Below are 16218 nucleotides of genomic sequence, written 5' to 3'. Positions count from 1 at the left end.
AGACAACTCGCCCGGTCCTGTCGTCCTGATCGGAGCACATCACCGGCGTCAGACGGCGACCACTTGCTGCTGGAACTGCTCGTAAGCCGCGATCGCATCCGCGGCATACATCAGCGACGGACCGCCGCCCATGTAAACGGCCATACCCAACGCCTCCTCGACTTCTTCGCGCGACGCACCGAGCTTGACCAGCGCTTCGGTGTGAAAGCCGATGCAGCCGTCGCAATGCGCGGCCACGCCGAGCGCAAGCGCGATCAGCTCCTTGGTCTTCTTGTCCAGCGCGCCGTCCCGCGTCGCGGCCTGCGCGAGCATCGCAAACCCCTTCATCGTGTCGGGAATGTCGCTCCGCAGCTTCTTCAGGTTGGCCGAGATGTTCCTGGTGATATCAACGTAGTTCTTGTCCATCGGGCCCTCGCTAGCCGGGTTTGACTGTGGTCGAAGTCGCCTCGCGCGGCGCGCGCAGGGCGATATAGATCGCGGGAATCACCAGCACGGTGAGCAGCGTCGACGAGGCAAGCCCGAACAGCAGCGAGATCGCCAATCCCTGAAAGATCGGATCGAGCAGGATGGTTGCGGCGCCGATCATGGCCGCAAGTGCAGTGAGCAGGATCGGCTTGAAGCGGACCGCGCCGGCCTCCAGCACCACCTCGCGAAGCGACTTGCCGTCTCCGCCGCTGTGCCTGATGAAGTCGACCAGCAGGATCGAGTTGCGCACGATGATGCCGGCGAGCGCGATGAATCCGATCATCGACGTCGCCGTGAACGGTGCAGCCAGCAGCCAATGCCCGACGAGGATGCCGATCAAGGTCAGCGGAATCGGCGTCAGGATGACGAGCGGCAAACGGAAGCTCTTGAACTGGGCGACGACCAGCACGTAGATGCCAAGGATGGCCGCGCCGAAGGCCGCGCCCATGTCGCGGAAGGTCACCCATGTGATTTCCCATTCGCCGTCCCACAACAGCGTCGGACGCGACTCATCGACCGGCTGCCCGTGCAGACTGATCGCCGGCTTCGGCAGATTGCCCCAATCATGGGCCTCGACGCGGTCCGCCACCGCAAGCATGCCGTAGAGCGGCGCCTCGAAGCGCCCGGCAAGTTCGGCCATCACCATGTCGGCGAAACGCCCGTCACGGCGGAAGATCGTCGGGGAGCCCTCCTCCATCGTCGCTTTCACGACCTGGCCAAGTTCGACCACCGTCTTGCTGCCGGGCACGGTGTTGGCGGGCACCGGCGTCGAGGCCATCGCCTCGTCCCAGACCAGGTCGCGCTTGGGCAGATGTACCGCGATCTCGATCGGGTTGCGGTCCTCGCCGCGATGCGAGTAGCCGATCGAGGTGCCGCCGAACAGCGCCTGTATGGTATCATAGACGTCGCGCTGCTCGACGCCGAAGAATTCGAGCCGGTCCTGGTCGATCGACAGCCGCAGCCGCGGCCGCTTCTCCCCGATCGAATCGTCGACATCGACGATGAACGGCACTTCCGCGAAGACCCTCTTGAGCTCGGCCGTGACCGCGCGGCGCGTGGCCGCATCGGGGCCATAGACCTCGGCGAGCAGCGTAGAAAGCACTGGCGGCCCGGGCGGCACTTCGACCACCTTGATGCTGGTGCCCTTGGGCGGATCGAGCGCTTTCAGCTTCTCGCGCAGCTCGAGCGCGATCTCATGGCTCGCACGCTTGCGCTCGCCACGCGCAGCCAGGTTGACCTGCACTTCACCGAGCTCAGGCCTCTCCCGCAGGTAATAATGCCGCACCAGGCCGTTGAAATTGAAGGGAGCCGGGGTGCCGGCGTAGGATTGCAACGAGGAGACCTCCGGCAATTGCCGGGCGATCTCGGCCGCACCGAACAAGGTGCGCTCGGTCGCCTCCAGGCTTGCGCCCTCCGGCAGGTCGACGACCACGGCGATCTCGGACTTGTTATCGAACGGCAGAAGCTTGACGGTCACCGACTTGGTCGCAAACAGCGTCATCGACAACAGCGTCGCGATGCCGACGCCAAGCAGGAATATCCAGGCAGAACGCCTGCTGCGCACGATCGGCGTGGCAAACCGTCGGTAGAGCTGGCCCAGGCGTCCTTCATCATGCGCTGCATGCGCGGACGTCATTTCGCCCTTCGGCGCCAGCTTCAGCATCAGCCACGGCGCGACCACCATGGCGACAAAGAAGGAAAACAGCATCGCCGCCGACGCGTTGGCGGGAATAGGCGCCATATAAGGGCCCATCAGCCCCGACACGAATAGCATCGGCAACAGCGCTGCGACCACGGTCAGCGTCGCGACGACGGTGGGATTGCCGACCTCCGCAACGGCCTCAATGGTCGCCTGCAGGCGCGGCCGGCCGTCGCGCATGGCCCAATGCCGCGCTATGTTCTCGACGACGACGATGGCGTCGTCGACGAGGATGCCGATCGAGAAGATCAGCGCGAACAGGCTGACGCGATTGATGGTGTAGCCCATCAGGTTGGCGGCGAACATCGTCAGCAGGATCGTCGTGGGAATCACGACGAAGGTCACCAACGCTTCGCGCCAGCCGATCGCGATCGCGATCAGGACGACGATCGAGACCGTCGCGAGCCCGAGGTGGAACAGAAGTTCGTTGGCCTTTTCGTTGGCGGTCTCGCCGTAGTCGCGGGTCACCGTTACCTGGACATCCTCGGGGATGAGACGCCCCTTCAATCCCTCCAGGCGGTGATTGATATCGGCAGACACAACCACCGCATTGGCGCCGGCGCGCTTGGCGAGTGCGAGGCTGACCGCGGGCACCCGGGCCCACTGCCCCTTCTCGTCCCGCGCATCGTTCCAGACCCGGTGCTCGATCGTATTCGGTCCGATGATGACGCTCGCCACGTCCTTGACGTAGACCGGCCGTCCGTCACGGGTCGAGATCAGGAGCAGGCCGATATCGGGAATGCCTGCGAGCGTCTGGCCCGCGGCGACATTGCGAACGATGCCGGCATCGCGAACCTGGCCGGCCAGGAACGAGCGATTGGCGTCCTTAACCTTGGCCACGAGCTGTTGCAGCGTGACGCCGAACAGCGACAGCTTTTCCGGATCTGGCTCGACCCTGATCTGCTGCGCCGCGCCGCCGGAAATGTAGGTCAGTCCGATGCTGTCGACCTTCACGAGCTCCGAGCGGAGCTTGTCGGCAAGCTCGAACAGATCCTTGTCGGTCCAGCGTTCGGCGGCTTCCGGCTTCGGCGAAAGTGTCAAGACGGTCACAGCGACATCATTGATGCCGCGGCCGACGATCGAGGGTTCGGGAATTCCAACCGGGATGCGATCGAGATTGGCTCGAATCTTCTCATGGACGCGGAGAATCGCGTCCTCTGCCTTGGTGCCCACCAGAAACCGCGCGGTGACCATCACCCGGTCGTCCTCGGTCTGACTGTAGACATGCTCGATGCCGTCGATGCCCTTGACGATAGCCTCGAGCGGCTTGGTGACGAGCTCGACCGCGTCGGGTCCGCGCAAGCCGTCGGCGTTGACGCGGATATCGACCATCGGGACGCTGATCTGCGGCTCCTCCTCGCGCGGAATCACGATGACCGCGATCAGGCCGACGACGAACGCTGCGATCAGAAACAGCGGTGTCAGCGGCGATGCGATCGTCGCCTTGGTGAGCCTCCCCGAGAGTCCGAGATTCACGGCCGCACCAATTGGTCGCCGGCGCGAATGCCGGACAGGATCTCAAGTCCATCGGGAAGCGCGGGCGTCGGCAATTCCGGACCGCGCTGCACCGGCACGTCGATCACCCCGCCGCCTTTTTGCAGCCGCACGTAGTCGATGCCGAACCGGGTCGTCACGTAGCCTGCCGGAACGATTAAAGCCGGCCGCGCGCCACCGGAGATCCACACCCGGAGCCGATCGCCCACGAAATATTCGCCCAGCCCTTCGACGGTCGCATCCGCGATGACCCGTCCTTCCTCGATCAACGGATAGACCAGATCGACAACGCCCCACTTGGCGGCTTCGCCGCCAAGTTCCGCGCCGTCGACGCGAACCTTGTCGCCGGCCTTGAGACGGCGCGCATGGCGCTCCGGCACCCGCAAGCGCAATTTGAAGTTCTGTTGCGCGACCGTGACGATGGGATCACCTGGCAATACGACAGAACCAATCGTGATGAGCCTCTTCAGCACGCGTCCCTCTGTCGGTGCCAGCACCTGCCCCTGGTTGAGCTGCTCGTTGATCACGGCACGCTCGGCGGTCTTGGCGCGCAGACCGTTCTCCGCCACGTTCAGCGCGGTCCGGGCCTCGTCGAGCTTGACGCGCGGAAGCGTGCCGCGCTCGACCAGACCTTCGATCCGGGTGAAATCGATCTGCGCCTGGTTGGCCTGCGCCTGCAGCGCCTCGATCTGCGCGTCCAGAGACTTCATCTGAAGGCCGAGCTTCTCGTCGCCGATGGTGGCGATCGCCTGCCCTGCGGTCACGCGATCCCCTTCCTTGACGTGGAGCTGGACCACGGTTCCGCCGATGCGCCCGCGAGCCGGCACCACGCTGATGCTTTCGACCGTGGCAAAGACGGCCTTCTCGTCGGTGACGACGTGCTGCGCCACCGTCAGGGTTTCCGCCGTCGCGAGACTGGCCTGCAAGGTGGCGGCCGCGAGCGCGACCAGAATTCCCAGGGGTCGCATAAGGCTTATCCGCGTAATCATGGAACCGTCACACCGCCGCACGGTGCGCCTCCGTCATCTCGTCGGTTTTACAGGGTGAGGCGTTGATCTCGCTCAAGGCGCCGCCACGCGATCGCTCGTAACTTTCATTTCGTTCTTGCGGATTTCGGTGCGCAAAACACCTGATAGAGCGTCTTAAGCACCTCACGCGCCGGCTCGCTTGCGATCGAATAGAAGATTGTCTGCGCGTCCCGGCGGGCGGACACCAGACCATCCCTGCGAAGGAGCGCAAGATGCTGGGAGACCGTCGAATCCCGCAGGCTCAGGAATTCGGCCAGCTCACCGACCGATCGTTCGCCGTCGATCAGCTGACAGATGATCAAAAGCCGGTGCCGATTCGAGAGTGCCTTCAGCAACTCGCTTGCCTGATCGGCCGCTCGCTCCATGATCTCGCTATTTATTTTCATACTTGCGTATATACGCAATTATGAATATATTGTCAAGCACAGAACGGCCGGGACTGAACCGGCGATCGATACTCAACGGAGGTCCCCATGGCAGAAATCGTCGTAATCGGAGCTGGGCTTAGCGGAACGCTGATGGCCTATGAATTGCTACCACAGTTGCGAAAGGACGATCGCCTGAGCGTGATCTCGCAGGGCGCCGTCTATCACTTCGTTCCATCGAATCCCTGGGTGGCAATCGGTTGGCGCAAACAAAACGAGATCGAGATTGATCTCGAAGAGATCATGAAGCGTAAGGGTATTCGCTTGCTGACACAGGGCGCCAAGCGCGTGCATCCGGCCGAGAATCGCATCGATCTCGCCGACGACACCTCGATCGACTACGACTACCTGGTCGTCGCAACAGGTCCCGAGCTTGCCTTTGACGAAATCCCGGGCCTGGGTCCGCAAGGCTACACGCAATCGATCTGTCACGTGGATCACGCCTCCCGTGCCAACGAAGCGTTTGAAAAGCTCGCTGCCAATCCGGGCCCTGTCGTGATTGGCGCGGTCCAAGGCGCCTCCTGCTTCGGGCCCGCCTACGAGTTCCTCTTCATCCTGGAGACCGAGTTGCGCCGCCGCAAGCTGCGCGACAAGGTGCCGATGACCTTCGTCACGTCGGAGCCCTATATCGGCCATCTCGGGTTGGATGGCGTCGGCGACACCAAGAGCATGCTCGAAGGTGAGATGCGAGAAAAGCACATCAAATGGATCACCAACGCGCGCGTGGACAGCGTCGGGCCCGGCATGATGTCCGTGGAGGAACTCGCCGAGAACGGCACGGCCCACAAGGCGCACGAGCTGCCCTTTGCCTATTCGATGATGCTGCCCGCCTTTCGCGGTGTCGAGGCGGTGCGTGGCATCGAAAAGCTGACCAATCCGCGCGGCTTCGTGATCGTGGACAAACACCAGCGTAACCCGACCTATCAGAATGTATTCGCCGTAGGGGTTTGTGTGGCGATCGCGCCCGTCGGCGCGACGGCGGTGCCCGTCGGCGTACCGAAGACCGGCTTCATGATCGAGTCCATGGTAACGGCGACTGCGATGAACATCGGCGCCTTGCTTCGCGGCAAGGAACCCGAGACGGAGCCGACGTTGAACGCGATCTGTCTCGCGGACTTCGGAGACTCCGGCGTCGCGTTCCTCGCACAGCCGCAGATCCCGCCGCGAAATGTCAGCTGGTCGTCCAAGGGCGAGTGGGTCCATTACGCGAAGGTGGCCTTCGAGAAATACTTCATCCGCAAGATGCGGCGAGGCGAGAGTGAGCCGTTCTATGAACGATTCGTGCTCGACAGGCTGAACATCGCCAAGATCAGGGAGGTTCGAACTGGCACATGAGTGAGACACGCCAGATCGTCTGCGGGCATTGCGGGCGGACCAACCGCCTGCCCGCCGAACGCGCGCCGGAAGCCGCACGGTGCGGTGCTTGCCACCAGGCACTGTTCACCGGGCCGATCGAGGTCGACGAGGAAGGTTTTCAGCGTCACGTCGCGAACAGCGAAATCCCGGTCCTGGTCGACGTATGGGCACCCTGGTGCGGGCCCTGCCGCGCTATGGCGCCCATGTACGAGCGCGCTGCGCGCGAGCTCGAGCCGAAGGTTCGGGTGCTGAAGCTCAATTCCGAAAGTGCACCAGGCCTCTCGTCGCGTCTCAACATCACGGGGATCCCCACTCTGCTGCTGATGCGTGGCGGCCGGGAGGTCGCCCGCCACGCCGGCGCGATGGATGCGCGCAGCATCGTCGCCTGGACCCAGGCTGGCCTGACAGGTTCTTAAGACCGTAACCCTTCAATAGGAGCATGCCATGAATGTCGACAAAGCCGTTCTCGCCTTCGCAGGTTTCGTCGTCCTGCTCGGACTCGCACTGGGGACCTACGTGAATGCGTACTGGTACCTGCTGACGGCGTTCGCCGGCCTAAACATGTTGCAGGCCTCGTTCACGGGCTTCTGTCCCGCTGCGATCGTGTTCAAGAAGCTCGGCCTGCGCGGCGGCTGCGCGTTCTCGTGAGCCGGCAACAAGAAGCCCCCCAGTTTGACGGAGAGAACCCATGACCTATCACTTCTCGAAAACGGTCGACCTGCCGTTCGACGCAGCGGTGGCGGCCACGACCGCGGCGTTGAAGCACCATGGCTTCGGCGTGCTCACCCAAATCGACGTAAAGGACACCCTGAACAAGAAACTCGGGGTCGAGTTTCGGCCATATCTCATCCTCGGGGCATGCAATCCCAAGCTCGCCTATGAGGCGCTGACCCACGAGGACAAGATCGGCACGATGCTTCCCTGCAACGTCGTGGTTCAGCAGCGCGAGGGTGGCAAGGTCGAGATTTCGGCGGTGGATCCCGTCGCTTCGATGGCGGCGATCGAGAACTCGAAGCTCGGTGCCGTCGCCGCTCAGGTTCGCGAGTTGCTGAAGCAAGTCGTCGCCGAGATTGCGTGAGACCGTTCGCAGGGATTGCAGAGGTCGACCATGACCGACGACACCTTCATCGAGGGACCTCTCTACGAGAAACGGAAGAAGGTCTATCCGCAGTCCGTCCACGGCCCTTTCCGCCGTATCAAATGGACGATCCTCTGCGTCACGCTCGGGACCTATTATCTCCTGCCGTTCTTGCGTTGGAACCGCGGGCCCGGCCAGCCGGACCAGGCGGTGCTGATCGACTTGCCGCATCGACGCTTCTACTTCTTCTTCATCGAGCTGTGGCCGCAGGAAGTCTACTACTTCACCGGCCTGCTGATCATCGCCGCGATGACGCTGTTCCTGATGAATGCCGTCGCCGGCCGGCTGTGGTGCGGCTACATGTGTCCGCAGACGGTGTGGACCGACCTGTTCTACGCGGTCGAGCGCTGGGTCGAGGGCGACCGGCGCGAGCGCATGCAGGGCGACAAGCGCTACTGGACGTTCGATCACATCCGGAAGGTCGCGCTGAAGCACTTTCTCTGGATCATGATCGCCTGGTGGACCGGCGGCGCCTGGGTGCTGTACTTCGCCGACGCGCCGACGCTGGTGAAGGAGCTCGCCACCTTCCAGGCCCCGTTCATCGCTTATCTGTGGATCGGCATCCTCACCGCCACGACCTATGTCTTTGCCGGTCACGCCCGCGAGCAGATGTGCATCTACATGTGTCCGTGGCCGCGCATCCAGGCGGCGCTGACCGACGAATGGGCGCTCAACGTCACCTATCGCCACGACCGCGGCGAGCCGCGCATGTCGGTCAAGAAGGCCGATGCCGCCCGCGCGCACGGCGATCCCGCCGGGGACTGCGTCGATTGCCACCAATGCATCAATGTCTGTCCGACCGGCGTCGACATTCGGCTTGGAATCCAGCTCGGCTGCATCCAGTGCGGCCTGTGCATCGACGCCTGCGACAACGTCATGGGCGAGATCGGCCGGCCCGCCGGCCTGATCGGCTACGACACCGACATCAACATGCAGCGCCGGCGCGAGGGCAAGGCGCCGATCTACCGCATCATCCGTCCGCGCACGCTGATCTATGCCGCGGCCATCGCCATTGTCGGCAGCATCATGCTCTACACGCTCGCCACGCGCGCGACGATGGACGTCAACGTGCTGCATGAGCGCAATCCCCTCTTCGTCCAGCTCTCCGATGGCGGGGTGCGCAACGACTACACCGTCCGCATCCTCAACAAGGGCGCGCAGCGATCGTTTGCGCTCGAGGTCTTCGGACTGCCCGGCGCAATCAGTCGCGTCGCCGGCGTCGAAACCAGCCCCGGCGGCAAGCCGATCATCGAGGTCGGACAGGATCAGACCCGAGAAGTCAGGCTGTCGGTGCAGGTCGGCCCCAGCGACCTGCCAAAGACCTCGCATGACGTCGACATTGCCATCATCGACACCGCCGGCGGCGGACGCGCAGGTGCCCGCGATCATTTCGTGCCGGGCGACCGGTAGCACTCACAATCCATTCATCCTCCGGCGGCAGGCGCCGGAGGGTGAATGAGACGTTAATACTACCGCTCGAATTAAAGCGGCGTCCCAACGGTATTTTCCAATCTTTGCGCTAAACATGGCCGTGCAACACGGGCCTGGCCCGCGTGAACGGGGGCGACGGGACGTGGTCGATATCGCGCATGAGGCTGCGATCAATCCGGCATCGGCAAGAGATGCCGCGGCGGCGCGCGCGCTCGTCCCGCTCATCTCCATCGACCCGGGCCAATGGCGCGCGCTGGCGCAGCGCGCGATCGAGCCGAACGGATATTACCTGCCGGGCTGGGAGCTTGCCGTCAGCGCCGCCGCGCGCGGCCGCACGGATGCTTCGACGCTAGCCGCATTCGACGGATCTTCGTCGCGGCTGATCGGGCTGATGCCGGTGATCTCGCTGTGGCGCGCCTGCAGGATCCCCCTGCCCGCGCTGGTGAGCGCGCATCCCTATGGCACGCTCTGCAGCCCCCTCATCGACCGCGACGCCCCGATCGAGGCGCCCACGCTTCTGTTGCAGCAGGCGCGCGCCGCCGGAGCCCATGCGCTCGTTCTGAACGATGTCGCGCTTGACGGTGCGGCGATGAATGCGCTCAGCCAGGCTCTCGATCGCGACGGCCTGAAGCCGCGCGTACTATCCTCCTACATCCGCGCCAGCCTCGATGCGACGCGGGATGGCGAGACGCTCCTCCGCGAGGCGCTCGGCGCCAGAAGGGTCAAGGAGCTCCGCCGTCAGCGCCATCGCCTCGAAGAGCACGGCCCCGTCCTGTTTGAGGTTGCGCGCAGGCCCGAAGAGATCCGACCAGCACTCGAAACATTCCTGCAACTCGAAGCCAGCGGCTGGAAAGGCAAGCGCGGCACCGCGCTGATCCAGCATGCGGGCGATGCGACCTTCATCCGCCGCGCCGTCCCGGCACTCGCCGAGACCGCGCAATGCGAGATCGTGACCTTGCGCGCGGGCACCACACCGGTGGCCGCCGGAATCGTGCTGCGCCACCAGGACCGCGCCTTCTTCTTCAAGCTCGGCATTGACGAGCGCTTTGCAAAATATTCGCCGGGCGTGCAGCTCACGGTCGAGCTCACACGCCACCTCTGCGCCGATCCCGCCATCGCCAGCGCGGATTCCACCGCGAGCGCCGATCACCCCATGATCAACCCGATCTGGCGGGGACGCTTCGCCATCGGTGACGTGCTGATCCCGCTGCGGCGGAACGATCCTGTCGTGGCCTTGATTCACGCGGCACTGACCGGCCTCAACGTCGCGCACGAAGCCGCGCGGCGCGCGGTCCGTCGGCTCCGCAAATAGACTACTCCGCCGCCTGTGCGTTGATCTCCGCCGAGACCTCGCGGATGGCGCGCGCGAGCAGGTTCGGGTCCTGCGCGCCGGACACGGCATATTTCTGCGCGAACACGTAAGTCGGCACGCCGGAGATGCCCTTCTCGGCGGCTTCCTGCGCGTCAGCCGTGACGCGCGCGACGTCCTCGTCGGTGGCGAGGCGCTTGCGCACGTCGTCGGCGTCGAGGCCGATGTCCGCAGCGGCTTGCACCAGCACGTTGACGTCGGTCAGGTCGCCGCCGTCGCGGAAGTAGAGCTCCATCAGGCGCTGCTTCATCTCGGGTGCCTTGCCGGTCGCTTCGGCCCAGAGGATCAGGCGATGGCAGTCGGTCGTGTTGGGCTGGCGCGCGACCAACTCGGGCCGGTAGATGAGGCCCTCTTCGCTCGCCGCCCCGACCACGCGGCCGGCAATGCCCTTATAGGCCTCGACCGAGCCGAACTTCTGGGTGAGATACGCCTCACGGCTGATGCCTTCGCGAGGCACCCAGGGATTGAGGAAGAAGGGACGGAAATTGAGCTTGACGGGAACGTCGGGCACGAGCGCCAGCGCGCTCTCGATGCGATGCTTGCCGATATAGCACCAGGGGCACACCACGTCGGAGACGACATCGATCTGGAGCGGTTTCAGGGTGCTCATATCAGACGAGCTCATGGATGCCTCCTTGGGGCGAAGCGGTTTTGTCCGAAGATAAGCCGAACGCAGCCTGAGGCAAGGGTGCTAGCCCAGATTCGCGGCCATCTGCTTGAGCCGCTCGGCGGTGCGCTCGTCCGCCGGAAAGAACGTCTCCAGCGCCAGCTCGGACAGGGTGATATCGACGGGAGTGCCGAACACCATGGTGGTGGAGAAGAAACTAAGTATCTCACCGCCAAGGCGCAGCTTGAAGGGGATCGCGACATTGTCGCTCGACAGCGGCGCCGCGCGGGCTGGAATCGGATAGCTCTTCAGATCATTGTAGAGCTTGATCAACTCAGGATCCGCCGTCGCCTCGCATTGCCGGTGCAGCCGCTCCAGCAGGTGCCCGCACCATTCCGCCAGATTGACCGTGCGCGGCGCCAGGGCCTCGGGATGAAACGCCAGCCGCAGCACGTTGACGGGCTGGCCGAGCAGACGCTGCGGAATGCCGTCGAGCAGCGGCGCCAGCATGCGGTTGGCGGCGACCAGATTCCAGTGCCGGTCATAAGCCAGCGCCGGATTTGGCTCATGCGCCCTGAGGACGAGGTCGATCGCCTGACGGGCTGATTTCAAGGCGGGATCCTCCAGCGGGCGTTGCGGAAAGGCTGGCGCGTAGCCGGCCGCGACCAGCAGCACGTTGCGTTCGCGCAAGGGCACGTCGAGGCGCTCGGCAAGCCTCAGCACCATATCGCGCGAGGGCGCGGCGCGGCCGGTCTCGACGAAGCTCAGATGCCGCGCGGAGATCTCGGCCTCGCCGGCGAGATCGAGCTGGCTCATGCGGCGGCGCTGCCGCCATTCGCGCAAATGATCGCCGATATGAACCGGCTGGCTGTGTGCGGCGCGTGCCGTGGATGCATGTGCGGTCATGACAGAAAACCTAGCATGCGGATTTCACCCCTTCCATTACCCCCGAGGTAATCGAATTCGACCTCGGCCACGCGCATCTTCGCTCGCAACAGGAGATGACCATGATCGCGCTGCTGCTCTACCGGAGCGTCGCAGACCACCTCGTCCCCTTGGCCATCGCGTTCGCCAGCCGGATGCTGGCGCGCAGCCTCAACATGCCGGAGCCGCTGGTGCATTCGACCGGCGACTACGTCGTCGCGCGGGTCACGGCCTTCGAGCACAGCGTCGGCAGAAGTCTCTGCCCGTTCAGCCTCGCCCGCCTGCTTCGCGGGTGGTGGCGCGGACTGCATTGAGTTCACCCCCAAGCCCAACCAGCCATGGAGACCCACGATGATTGACGCATCCACCTTCCTGCGCCGCGCACTCCTTGCCGACGCGATCTTCAGCGGCGTCGCCGCCCTCAGCTTCACTTTCGGCGCGGGCGCGTTCGCGACGCTGTTCAATCTGCCTGAATCGCTGCTGCGCGAGACCGGGCTGTTCCTGATCGCCTACACCGCGCTGGTCGGCTGGCTCGCCGCGCGCTCAGCAGTGCCGAGGCCGCTCGTGCTGCTGGTCGTGGTCGGCAATGCGGCCTGGACGGCCGGCAGCATTGTGCTCCTGTTTTCGGGCGCGGTGTCGCCGAACATCGGCGGCGAGCTGATGGTGGTCGCACAAGCGATCGCGACCGGCGTGTTCGCTGAGCTGCAATATGTGGGCTTGCGCAAGAGCGGCGGTGTCGTGACGGCGTGATTTTCCCGCGCCCCGGACGCGTCGCAATGCTCCTGGCGTTGCGGCGCAGAGCCGGGAAGCCGGCACGCCCGTTCACAACACTGTCATTGCGGCCTGTCGACCTGTTCGCCTCCCTCAACTGGGCCTCTCGCGCATGTTGTTGTACGATTGGTGGGGCAATTGCCCGGCCGCCAGGAGGAATTGACATGACCAACGTCGTCTTCAACCGCCGCAACCTCCTCCTCGCCGCCGGCGGTTCCGTTCTCGCAACCGGCGTCTCCGGGCTGCTGTTGCCCGCGCGCGCGGGCGGCCTCGCACCGACCGATTCGATGTCGGGCGGGTCGAACAACTACCGCAAGGGCGCGCCGATCGTGGACCTTATCGGAAAGGGTGGCTTCTGGATGAGCGGTACGGTGCGCCGCGCAGGCGACGGAACCCCGCTTGCCGGGCAGCGCATCCAGATCTGGGCGCACACGACCGAAGGGCAGGAGCACGAGCCGCAGAGCCATGGCGCCACGCTCACCGACAAGAACGGAGCGTTCCGGCTCGAGATGCCGCAGATCATTCCCGTCTTCGGCCAGCCGCACGGTCACCTTGCCTATGACAGCGGTGAATTCAAAACCGTCTTCCTGCGGCCAGTGATGCGCAGTGCAAAGGAAACGAGCCTGGAGGCCCACTTCGTCCTTCAGCCGGCCTGACCGAATTGGGAACACAGGAATGAGATTGGCGAAGGTGACCCTGATCTGGGCCGCCCTTGCAGCAGCCGTTGACGTGCCGATCGCCGCGGCAGCGATGAGCCCGCTGCTCGCATGGCGCGGTCCGGTCTACATCCTGGCCGGGTTTGCAGGGATTGTTGCACTGGGTCTCGTGCTCGTTCAGCCTCTGCTGATCGGCGGATATTTGCCGCCACTGTCGGCTTATCGCGGACGCCGCGCCCATCACTGGATCGGAGGCGCGCTGCTCGTGGTCGTGGTGATCCATGTCGTCGGCCTCTGGTTCACCAGTCCGCCCGATATGATCGACGCCCTGACCTTCTCATCGCCGACGCCGTTCTCCCCCTTTGGCGTGATCGCCATGTGGGCCATCTTCATTGTCGCGCTCTTGGCTGCCCTGCGCCGGCGATTGGGGCTGCGGCTGCGAACTTGGCGCATCGCTCACATCCCGCTCGCGATCGTCATCGTCATCGGCAGTGCCGTCCATTGCCTGCTGATCGAGGGAACGATGGAGACGGTGTCGAAGGCCGCGCTTTGCGCGCTCGTCCTCGCGGCGGCGGTCAAGGTCTTGGCCGACCTATGGATGCGGAGAAAGCCACCACCATTGGCTGGAGCGAGCAACTCACGACAGTGATTGTCGCTGCGATGCCCGCTTTCGGCCAACAGGCAACACGGCAAACCGGGTCACCAGATCAGCAGAGTTTACGAAGGCTCGCCGTCATTGAGGACCGGACGGATTTCGTCGATATCGATCTCCCTGCCCTCCATGTCCCGGATCGACACCTCCTCTGACCCAGTTCGCATCTCGTCGTACAGCTTGAGCGCAGCGGGCAGCGACGGTGCGACGATCAGAAACGAGCCTGATTTGACCTGATATGGCATAGGTAAAATATGCCTGCTCTTTTCAGCCTTGAATGTTTAAAAGTGCACATAGGCATCGGCCGCAGAAAATTCTAGAAAGCCGGGAACCAATCGTTCCGAGGCGCGTTGGCGTTCGGGCATATTGGGGGTCTCAGCACGTCAAGCTGAGCAATCATGTTGCTTGGGGCAACGAAAACTACCGACAAATCAGCAGGATGCAGGCAGGCGCATTTGCCACCGGAGTGTCGCCACTCTGAACGAGCGGCTGCGACGATGCGTAATCAAGGAGAACAATAATGGCAGCGCAGGCAGGCAGTGACGTCGCGTCACTCGTGTCACGAAACGAGAAGGCCATCCTTCCGGAATGGGTCGAACTGCAGAAGAAGGGAGGCATCCTTCATACTGGGCGCATTTCGGAAGCCGAACTGCTGTCGCAGTCCAAGAATTTTCTCCATTTGCTACACGAGGCTTTGACGCAGGGAGGGACCGACACGTCCGCCGACGCTTATGAGCCGGCCAAATCCATGCTGGCCGACCTCTCGCGAACGCGCGCAATGCAGGGTTTCTCCCCTAGCGAGACCGCGACATTCGTCTTTTCGCTCAAGCAGCCGTTGTTCAACGCGCTCAATCGCGACGGAGCGCTGTCCGCGGAGCGGATCGCGTCGACGGTCTGGACGTTGACCATGCTGCTCGACGAACTCGGGTTGTTCACGCTGGAGATCTTCCAGCGAAGCCGCGAAGAGGTCATCGTTCGCCAGCAGCGCGAAATTGCCGAACTGTCGACCCCTGTGGTCAAGCTGTGGGAAGGCATTCTCGCCCTGCCCCTGATCGGTACGTTGGACAGCCAGCGTACACAGGTGGTGATGGAGAACCTGCTGCAAACGATCGTCGACGACGAGGCCGAGATCGCCATCATCGACATCACCGGCGTGCCGACGGTCGATACACTCACGGCTCAGCATCTCCTGAAGACGGTCGCGGCAGCGCGCCTGATGGGTGCCGATTGCCTGATCAGCGGCATCAGGCCCCAGATCGCCCAGACCATGGTGCATCTCGGCGTCGAGCTGAACGTCATTTCGAAGGCCTCGCTGGCCGACGCGTTCGCGGTCGCACTGCGGCAGACCGGGCGGACCATCGTCAAGGCGAAGCGCGTCGAAGGATACACGTTTGCGGACAAGAAGAGCGGCGGGCAGGACGCCTGACGATGGACCGCATCCCAATCCTTAAATTCGGCCACGCGCTTCTCGTCACCATTCAGGTCGACATGCACGACCGGCTTGCGACGGCGCTGGAGGAAGATCTGACCGCCAGGATCGTCACGCACAATGCCCGAGGTGTGCTGATCGACATTTCGGCGCTCGAAGTCGTCGACAGTTTCATCGGCCGCATGCTGGACAATATCGCCGCGGTTTCGCGCATCCTCGACGCCGACACGGTCGTCGTTGGAATGCGGCCCGCGGTGGCGATCACCCTGGTCGAGCTCGGCCTTTCATTGACTGGCGTGAAGACCGCGCTGAACGTCGAGCGCGGCATGGCCATGATCCACGACCGCCTCGCGGGGGCGGAGGCTGACGATGCCGACGACGAAGACTGAGCGAGTCGGGATCAAGGTCTCGGACGACGTGGTACGGGTGAGGCAACTGACCCGGGCGCTCGCGGTTGAAGTCGGCCTCAGCCTGGTCGACCAGACCAAGATCGTCACGGCGTCCAGCGAGCTTGCGCGCAATACGCTCGACTATGGCGGGGGTGGCGAAGTGACCGCGGAAATCGTCGAGCAAGGCGGCCGCCGCGGCGTTCGCCTGACATTCGACGACAAGGGCCCGGGCATCGCCGATATTGAACAGGCCCTCAAGGACGGCTTCACGTCCGGCAAGGGCATGGGCCTCGGTCTCGGCGGCTCAAAGCGGTTGTGCAACGAATTTTCCATCGTCTCGGCGCCGGGCACAGGCACCAAAGTCACAATCGCACGTTGGAAATGA

20 protein-coding genes are annotated in these 16218 nt (G+C 63.9%); 13 read left to right on the top strand and 7 right to left on the bottom strand.

The features are described from left to right. Positions 1-48: 48 nt before the first annotated feature. The 4 genes from WHZ77_RS11560 to WHZ77_RS11545 all read right to left on the bottom strand — a co-directional run bounded on the left by WHZ77_RS11560 (position 49) and on the right by WHZ77_RS11545 (position 5051). The gene (locus tag WHZ77_RS11560) at positions 49-405 is read right to left on the bottom strand and encodes a carboxymuconolactone decarboxylase family protein (RefSeq protein WP_375313781.1); all 357 of its coding nucleotides are present in this window, start codon (positions 403-405) and stop codon (positions 49-51) included. A gap of 10 nt (positions 406-415) precedes the next feature. After that, positions 416-3640, bottom strand: coding sequence for an efflux RND transporter permease subunit (locus tag WHZ77_RS11555; RefSeq protein ID WP_375313780.1), 3225 nt, complete (start codon positions 3638-3640; stop codon positions 416-418). Then, complete coding sequence (locus WHZ77_RS11550) at positions 3637-4626, bottom strand: efflux RND transporter periplasmic adaptor subunit (protein ID WP_375313779.1); 990 nt, start codon at positions 4624-4626, stop codon at positions 3637-3639. The genes WHZ77_RS11555 and WHZ77_RS11550 overlap by 4 nt, the downstream gene beginning before the upstream one ends. Positions 4627-4751: 125 nt before the next feature. Further along, complete coding sequence (locus WHZ77_RS11545) at positions 4752-5051, bottom strand: ArsR/SmtB family transcription factor (RefSeq protein ID WP_375313778.1); 300 nt, start codon at positions 5049-5051, stop codon at positions 4752-4754. 108 nt (positions 5052-5159) lie between these two features. Between WHZ77_RS11545 and WHZ77_RS11540 the strand changes: the two genes are divergently transcribed. The 6 genes from WHZ77_RS11540 to WHZ77_RS11515 all read left to right on the top strand — a co-directional run bounded on the left by WHZ77_RS11540 (position 5160) and on the right by WHZ77_RS11515 (position 10348). Further along, positions 5160-6446, top strand: coding sequence for an NAD(P)/FAD-dependent oxidoreductase (locus WHZ77_RS11540; protein WP_375313777.1), 1287 nt, complete (start codon positions 5160-5162; stop codon positions 6444-6446). Further along, positions 6443-6883, top strand: a complete 441-nt coding sequence (trxC, locus tag WHZ77_RS11535; protein WP_375313776.1) for a thioredoxin TrxC — start codon at positions 6443-6445, stop codon at positions 6881-6883. Before WHZ77_RS11540 ends, trxC begins: the two co-directional genes overlap by 4 nt. Positions 6884-6911: 28 nt before the next feature. Next, positions 6912-7115: a DUF2892 domain-containing protein gene (locus tag WHZ77_RS11530; RefSeq protein WP_015685006.1), complete on the top strand. Its 204-nt coding sequence runs from the start codon at positions 6912-6914 to the stop codon at positions 7113-7115. A 40-nt stretch (positions 7116-7155) separates the two neighbouring features. After that, complete coding sequence (locus tag WHZ77_RS11525) at positions 7156-7545, top strand: DUF302 domain-containing protein (RefSeq protein WP_375313775.1); 390 nt, start codon at positions 7156-7158, stop codon at positions 7543-7545. Positions 7546-7575: 30 nt separating this feature from the next. Continuing rightward, positions 7576-9015, top strand: coding sequence for a cytochrome c oxidase accessory protein CcoG (ccoG, locus tag WHZ77_RS11520; RefSeq protein WP_375313774.1), 1440 nt, complete (start codon positions 7576-7578; stop codon positions 9013-9015). 163 nt (positions 9016-9178) lie between these two features. Further along, a complete protein-coding gene (locus WHZ77_RS11515; protein ID WP_375313773.1) occupies positions 9179-10348 on the top strand; it encodes a GNAT family N-acetyltransferase in 1170 nt (389 codons plus the stop codon). 1 nt (position 10349) lies between these two features. Here the strand turns inward: WHZ77_RS11515 and WHZ77_RS11510 are convergent, their stop codons facing one another. Next, positions 10350-11015 carry a DsbA family oxidoreductase gene (locus tag WHZ77_RS11510; RefSeq protein ID WP_375314705.1) on the bottom strand — a complete coding sequence of 222 codons (666 nt, stop codon included), beginning with the start codon at positions 11013-11015 and terminating at the stop codon, positions 10350-10352. 81 nt (positions 11016-11096) lie between these two features. Beyond that, positions 11097-11918, bottom strand: a complete 822-nt coding sequence (locus tag WHZ77_RS11505) for a helix-turn-helix domain-containing protein (RefSeq protein ID WP_375313772.1) — start codon at positions 11916-11918, stop codon at positions 11097-11099. Positions 11919-12019: 101 nt separating this feature from the next. On the opposite strand from WHZ77_RS11505, the gene WHZ77_RS11500 reads away from it, so the two are divergent. From WHZ77_RS11500 to WHZ77_RS11485, 4 genes are all read left to right on the top strand, one after another. Next, positions 12020-12250: a hypothetical protein gene (locus WHZ77_RS11500; protein ID WP_375313771.1), complete on the top strand. Its 231-nt coding sequence runs from the start codon at positions 12020-12022 to the stop codon at positions 12248-12250. A gap of 37 nt (positions 12251-12287) precedes the next feature. Further along, a complete protein-coding gene (locus WHZ77_RS11495) occupies positions 12288-12686 on the top strand; it encodes a hypothetical protein (protein WP_375313770.1) in 399 nt (132 codons plus the stop codon). A 185-nt stretch (positions 12687-12871) separates the two neighbouring features. After that, positions 12872-13363, top strand: coding sequence for a Twin-arginine translocation pathway signal (locus WHZ77_RS11490; protein WP_375313769.1), 492 nt, complete (start codon positions 12872-12874; stop codon positions 13361-13363). A gap of 19 nt (positions 13364-13382) precedes the next feature. Beyond that, positions 13383-14012 carry a ferric reductase-like transmembrane domain-containing protein gene (locus WHZ77_RS11485; RefSeq protein ID WP_375313768.1) on the top strand — a complete coding sequence of 210 codons (630 nt, stop codon included), beginning with the start codon at positions 13383-13385 and terminating at the stop codon, positions 14010-14012. 68 nt (positions 14013-14080) lie between these two features. Here the strand turns inward: WHZ77_RS11485 and WHZ77_RS11480 are convergent, their stop codons facing one another. Continuing rightward, positions 14081-14260 (bottom strand): hypothetical protein, encoded by a 180-nt coding sequence (locus WHZ77_RS11480; RefSeq protein ID WP_375313767.1) that lies wholly within the window; start codon positions 14258-14260, stop codon positions 14081-14083. A gap of 275 nt (positions 14261-14535) precedes the next feature. On the opposite strand from WHZ77_RS11480, the gene WHZ77_RS11475 reads away from it, so the two are divergent. The 3 genes from WHZ77_RS11475 to WHZ77_RS11465 are packed head-to-tail and all read left to right on the top strand — an operon-like array spanning position 14536 to position 16218. Then, positions 14536-15441, top strand: a complete 906-nt coding sequence (locus tag WHZ77_RS11475) for an STAS domain-containing protein (RefSeq protein WP_375313766.1) — start codon at positions 14536-14538, stop codon at positions 15439-15441. 2 nt (positions 15442-15443) lie between these two features. Continuing rightward, positions 15444-15833: an STAS domain-containing protein gene (locus WHZ77_RS11470; protein ID WP_015684994.1), complete on the top strand. Its 390-nt coding sequence runs from the start codon at positions 15444-15446 to the stop codon at positions 15831-15833. Continuing rightward, positions 15814-16218, top strand: coding sequence for an anti-sigma regulatory factor (locus tag WHZ77_RS11465; protein WP_015684993.1), 405 nt, complete (start codon positions 15814-15816; stop codon positions 16216-16218). The genes WHZ77_RS11470 and WHZ77_RS11465 overlap by 20 nt, the downstream gene beginning before the upstream one ends.

Origin of the sequence: Bradyrhizobium sp. A5 (genome assembly GCF_042076515.1) — a bacterium.
Taxonomy (GTDB): domain Bacteria; phylum Pseudomonadota; class Alphaproteobacteria; order Rhizobiales; family Xanthobacteraceae; genus Bradyrhizobium; species Bradyrhizobium cosmicum.
Note: the sequence above shows the minus strand (reverse complement) of the source record. Positions and strands in the feature narration are given on the sequence as shown.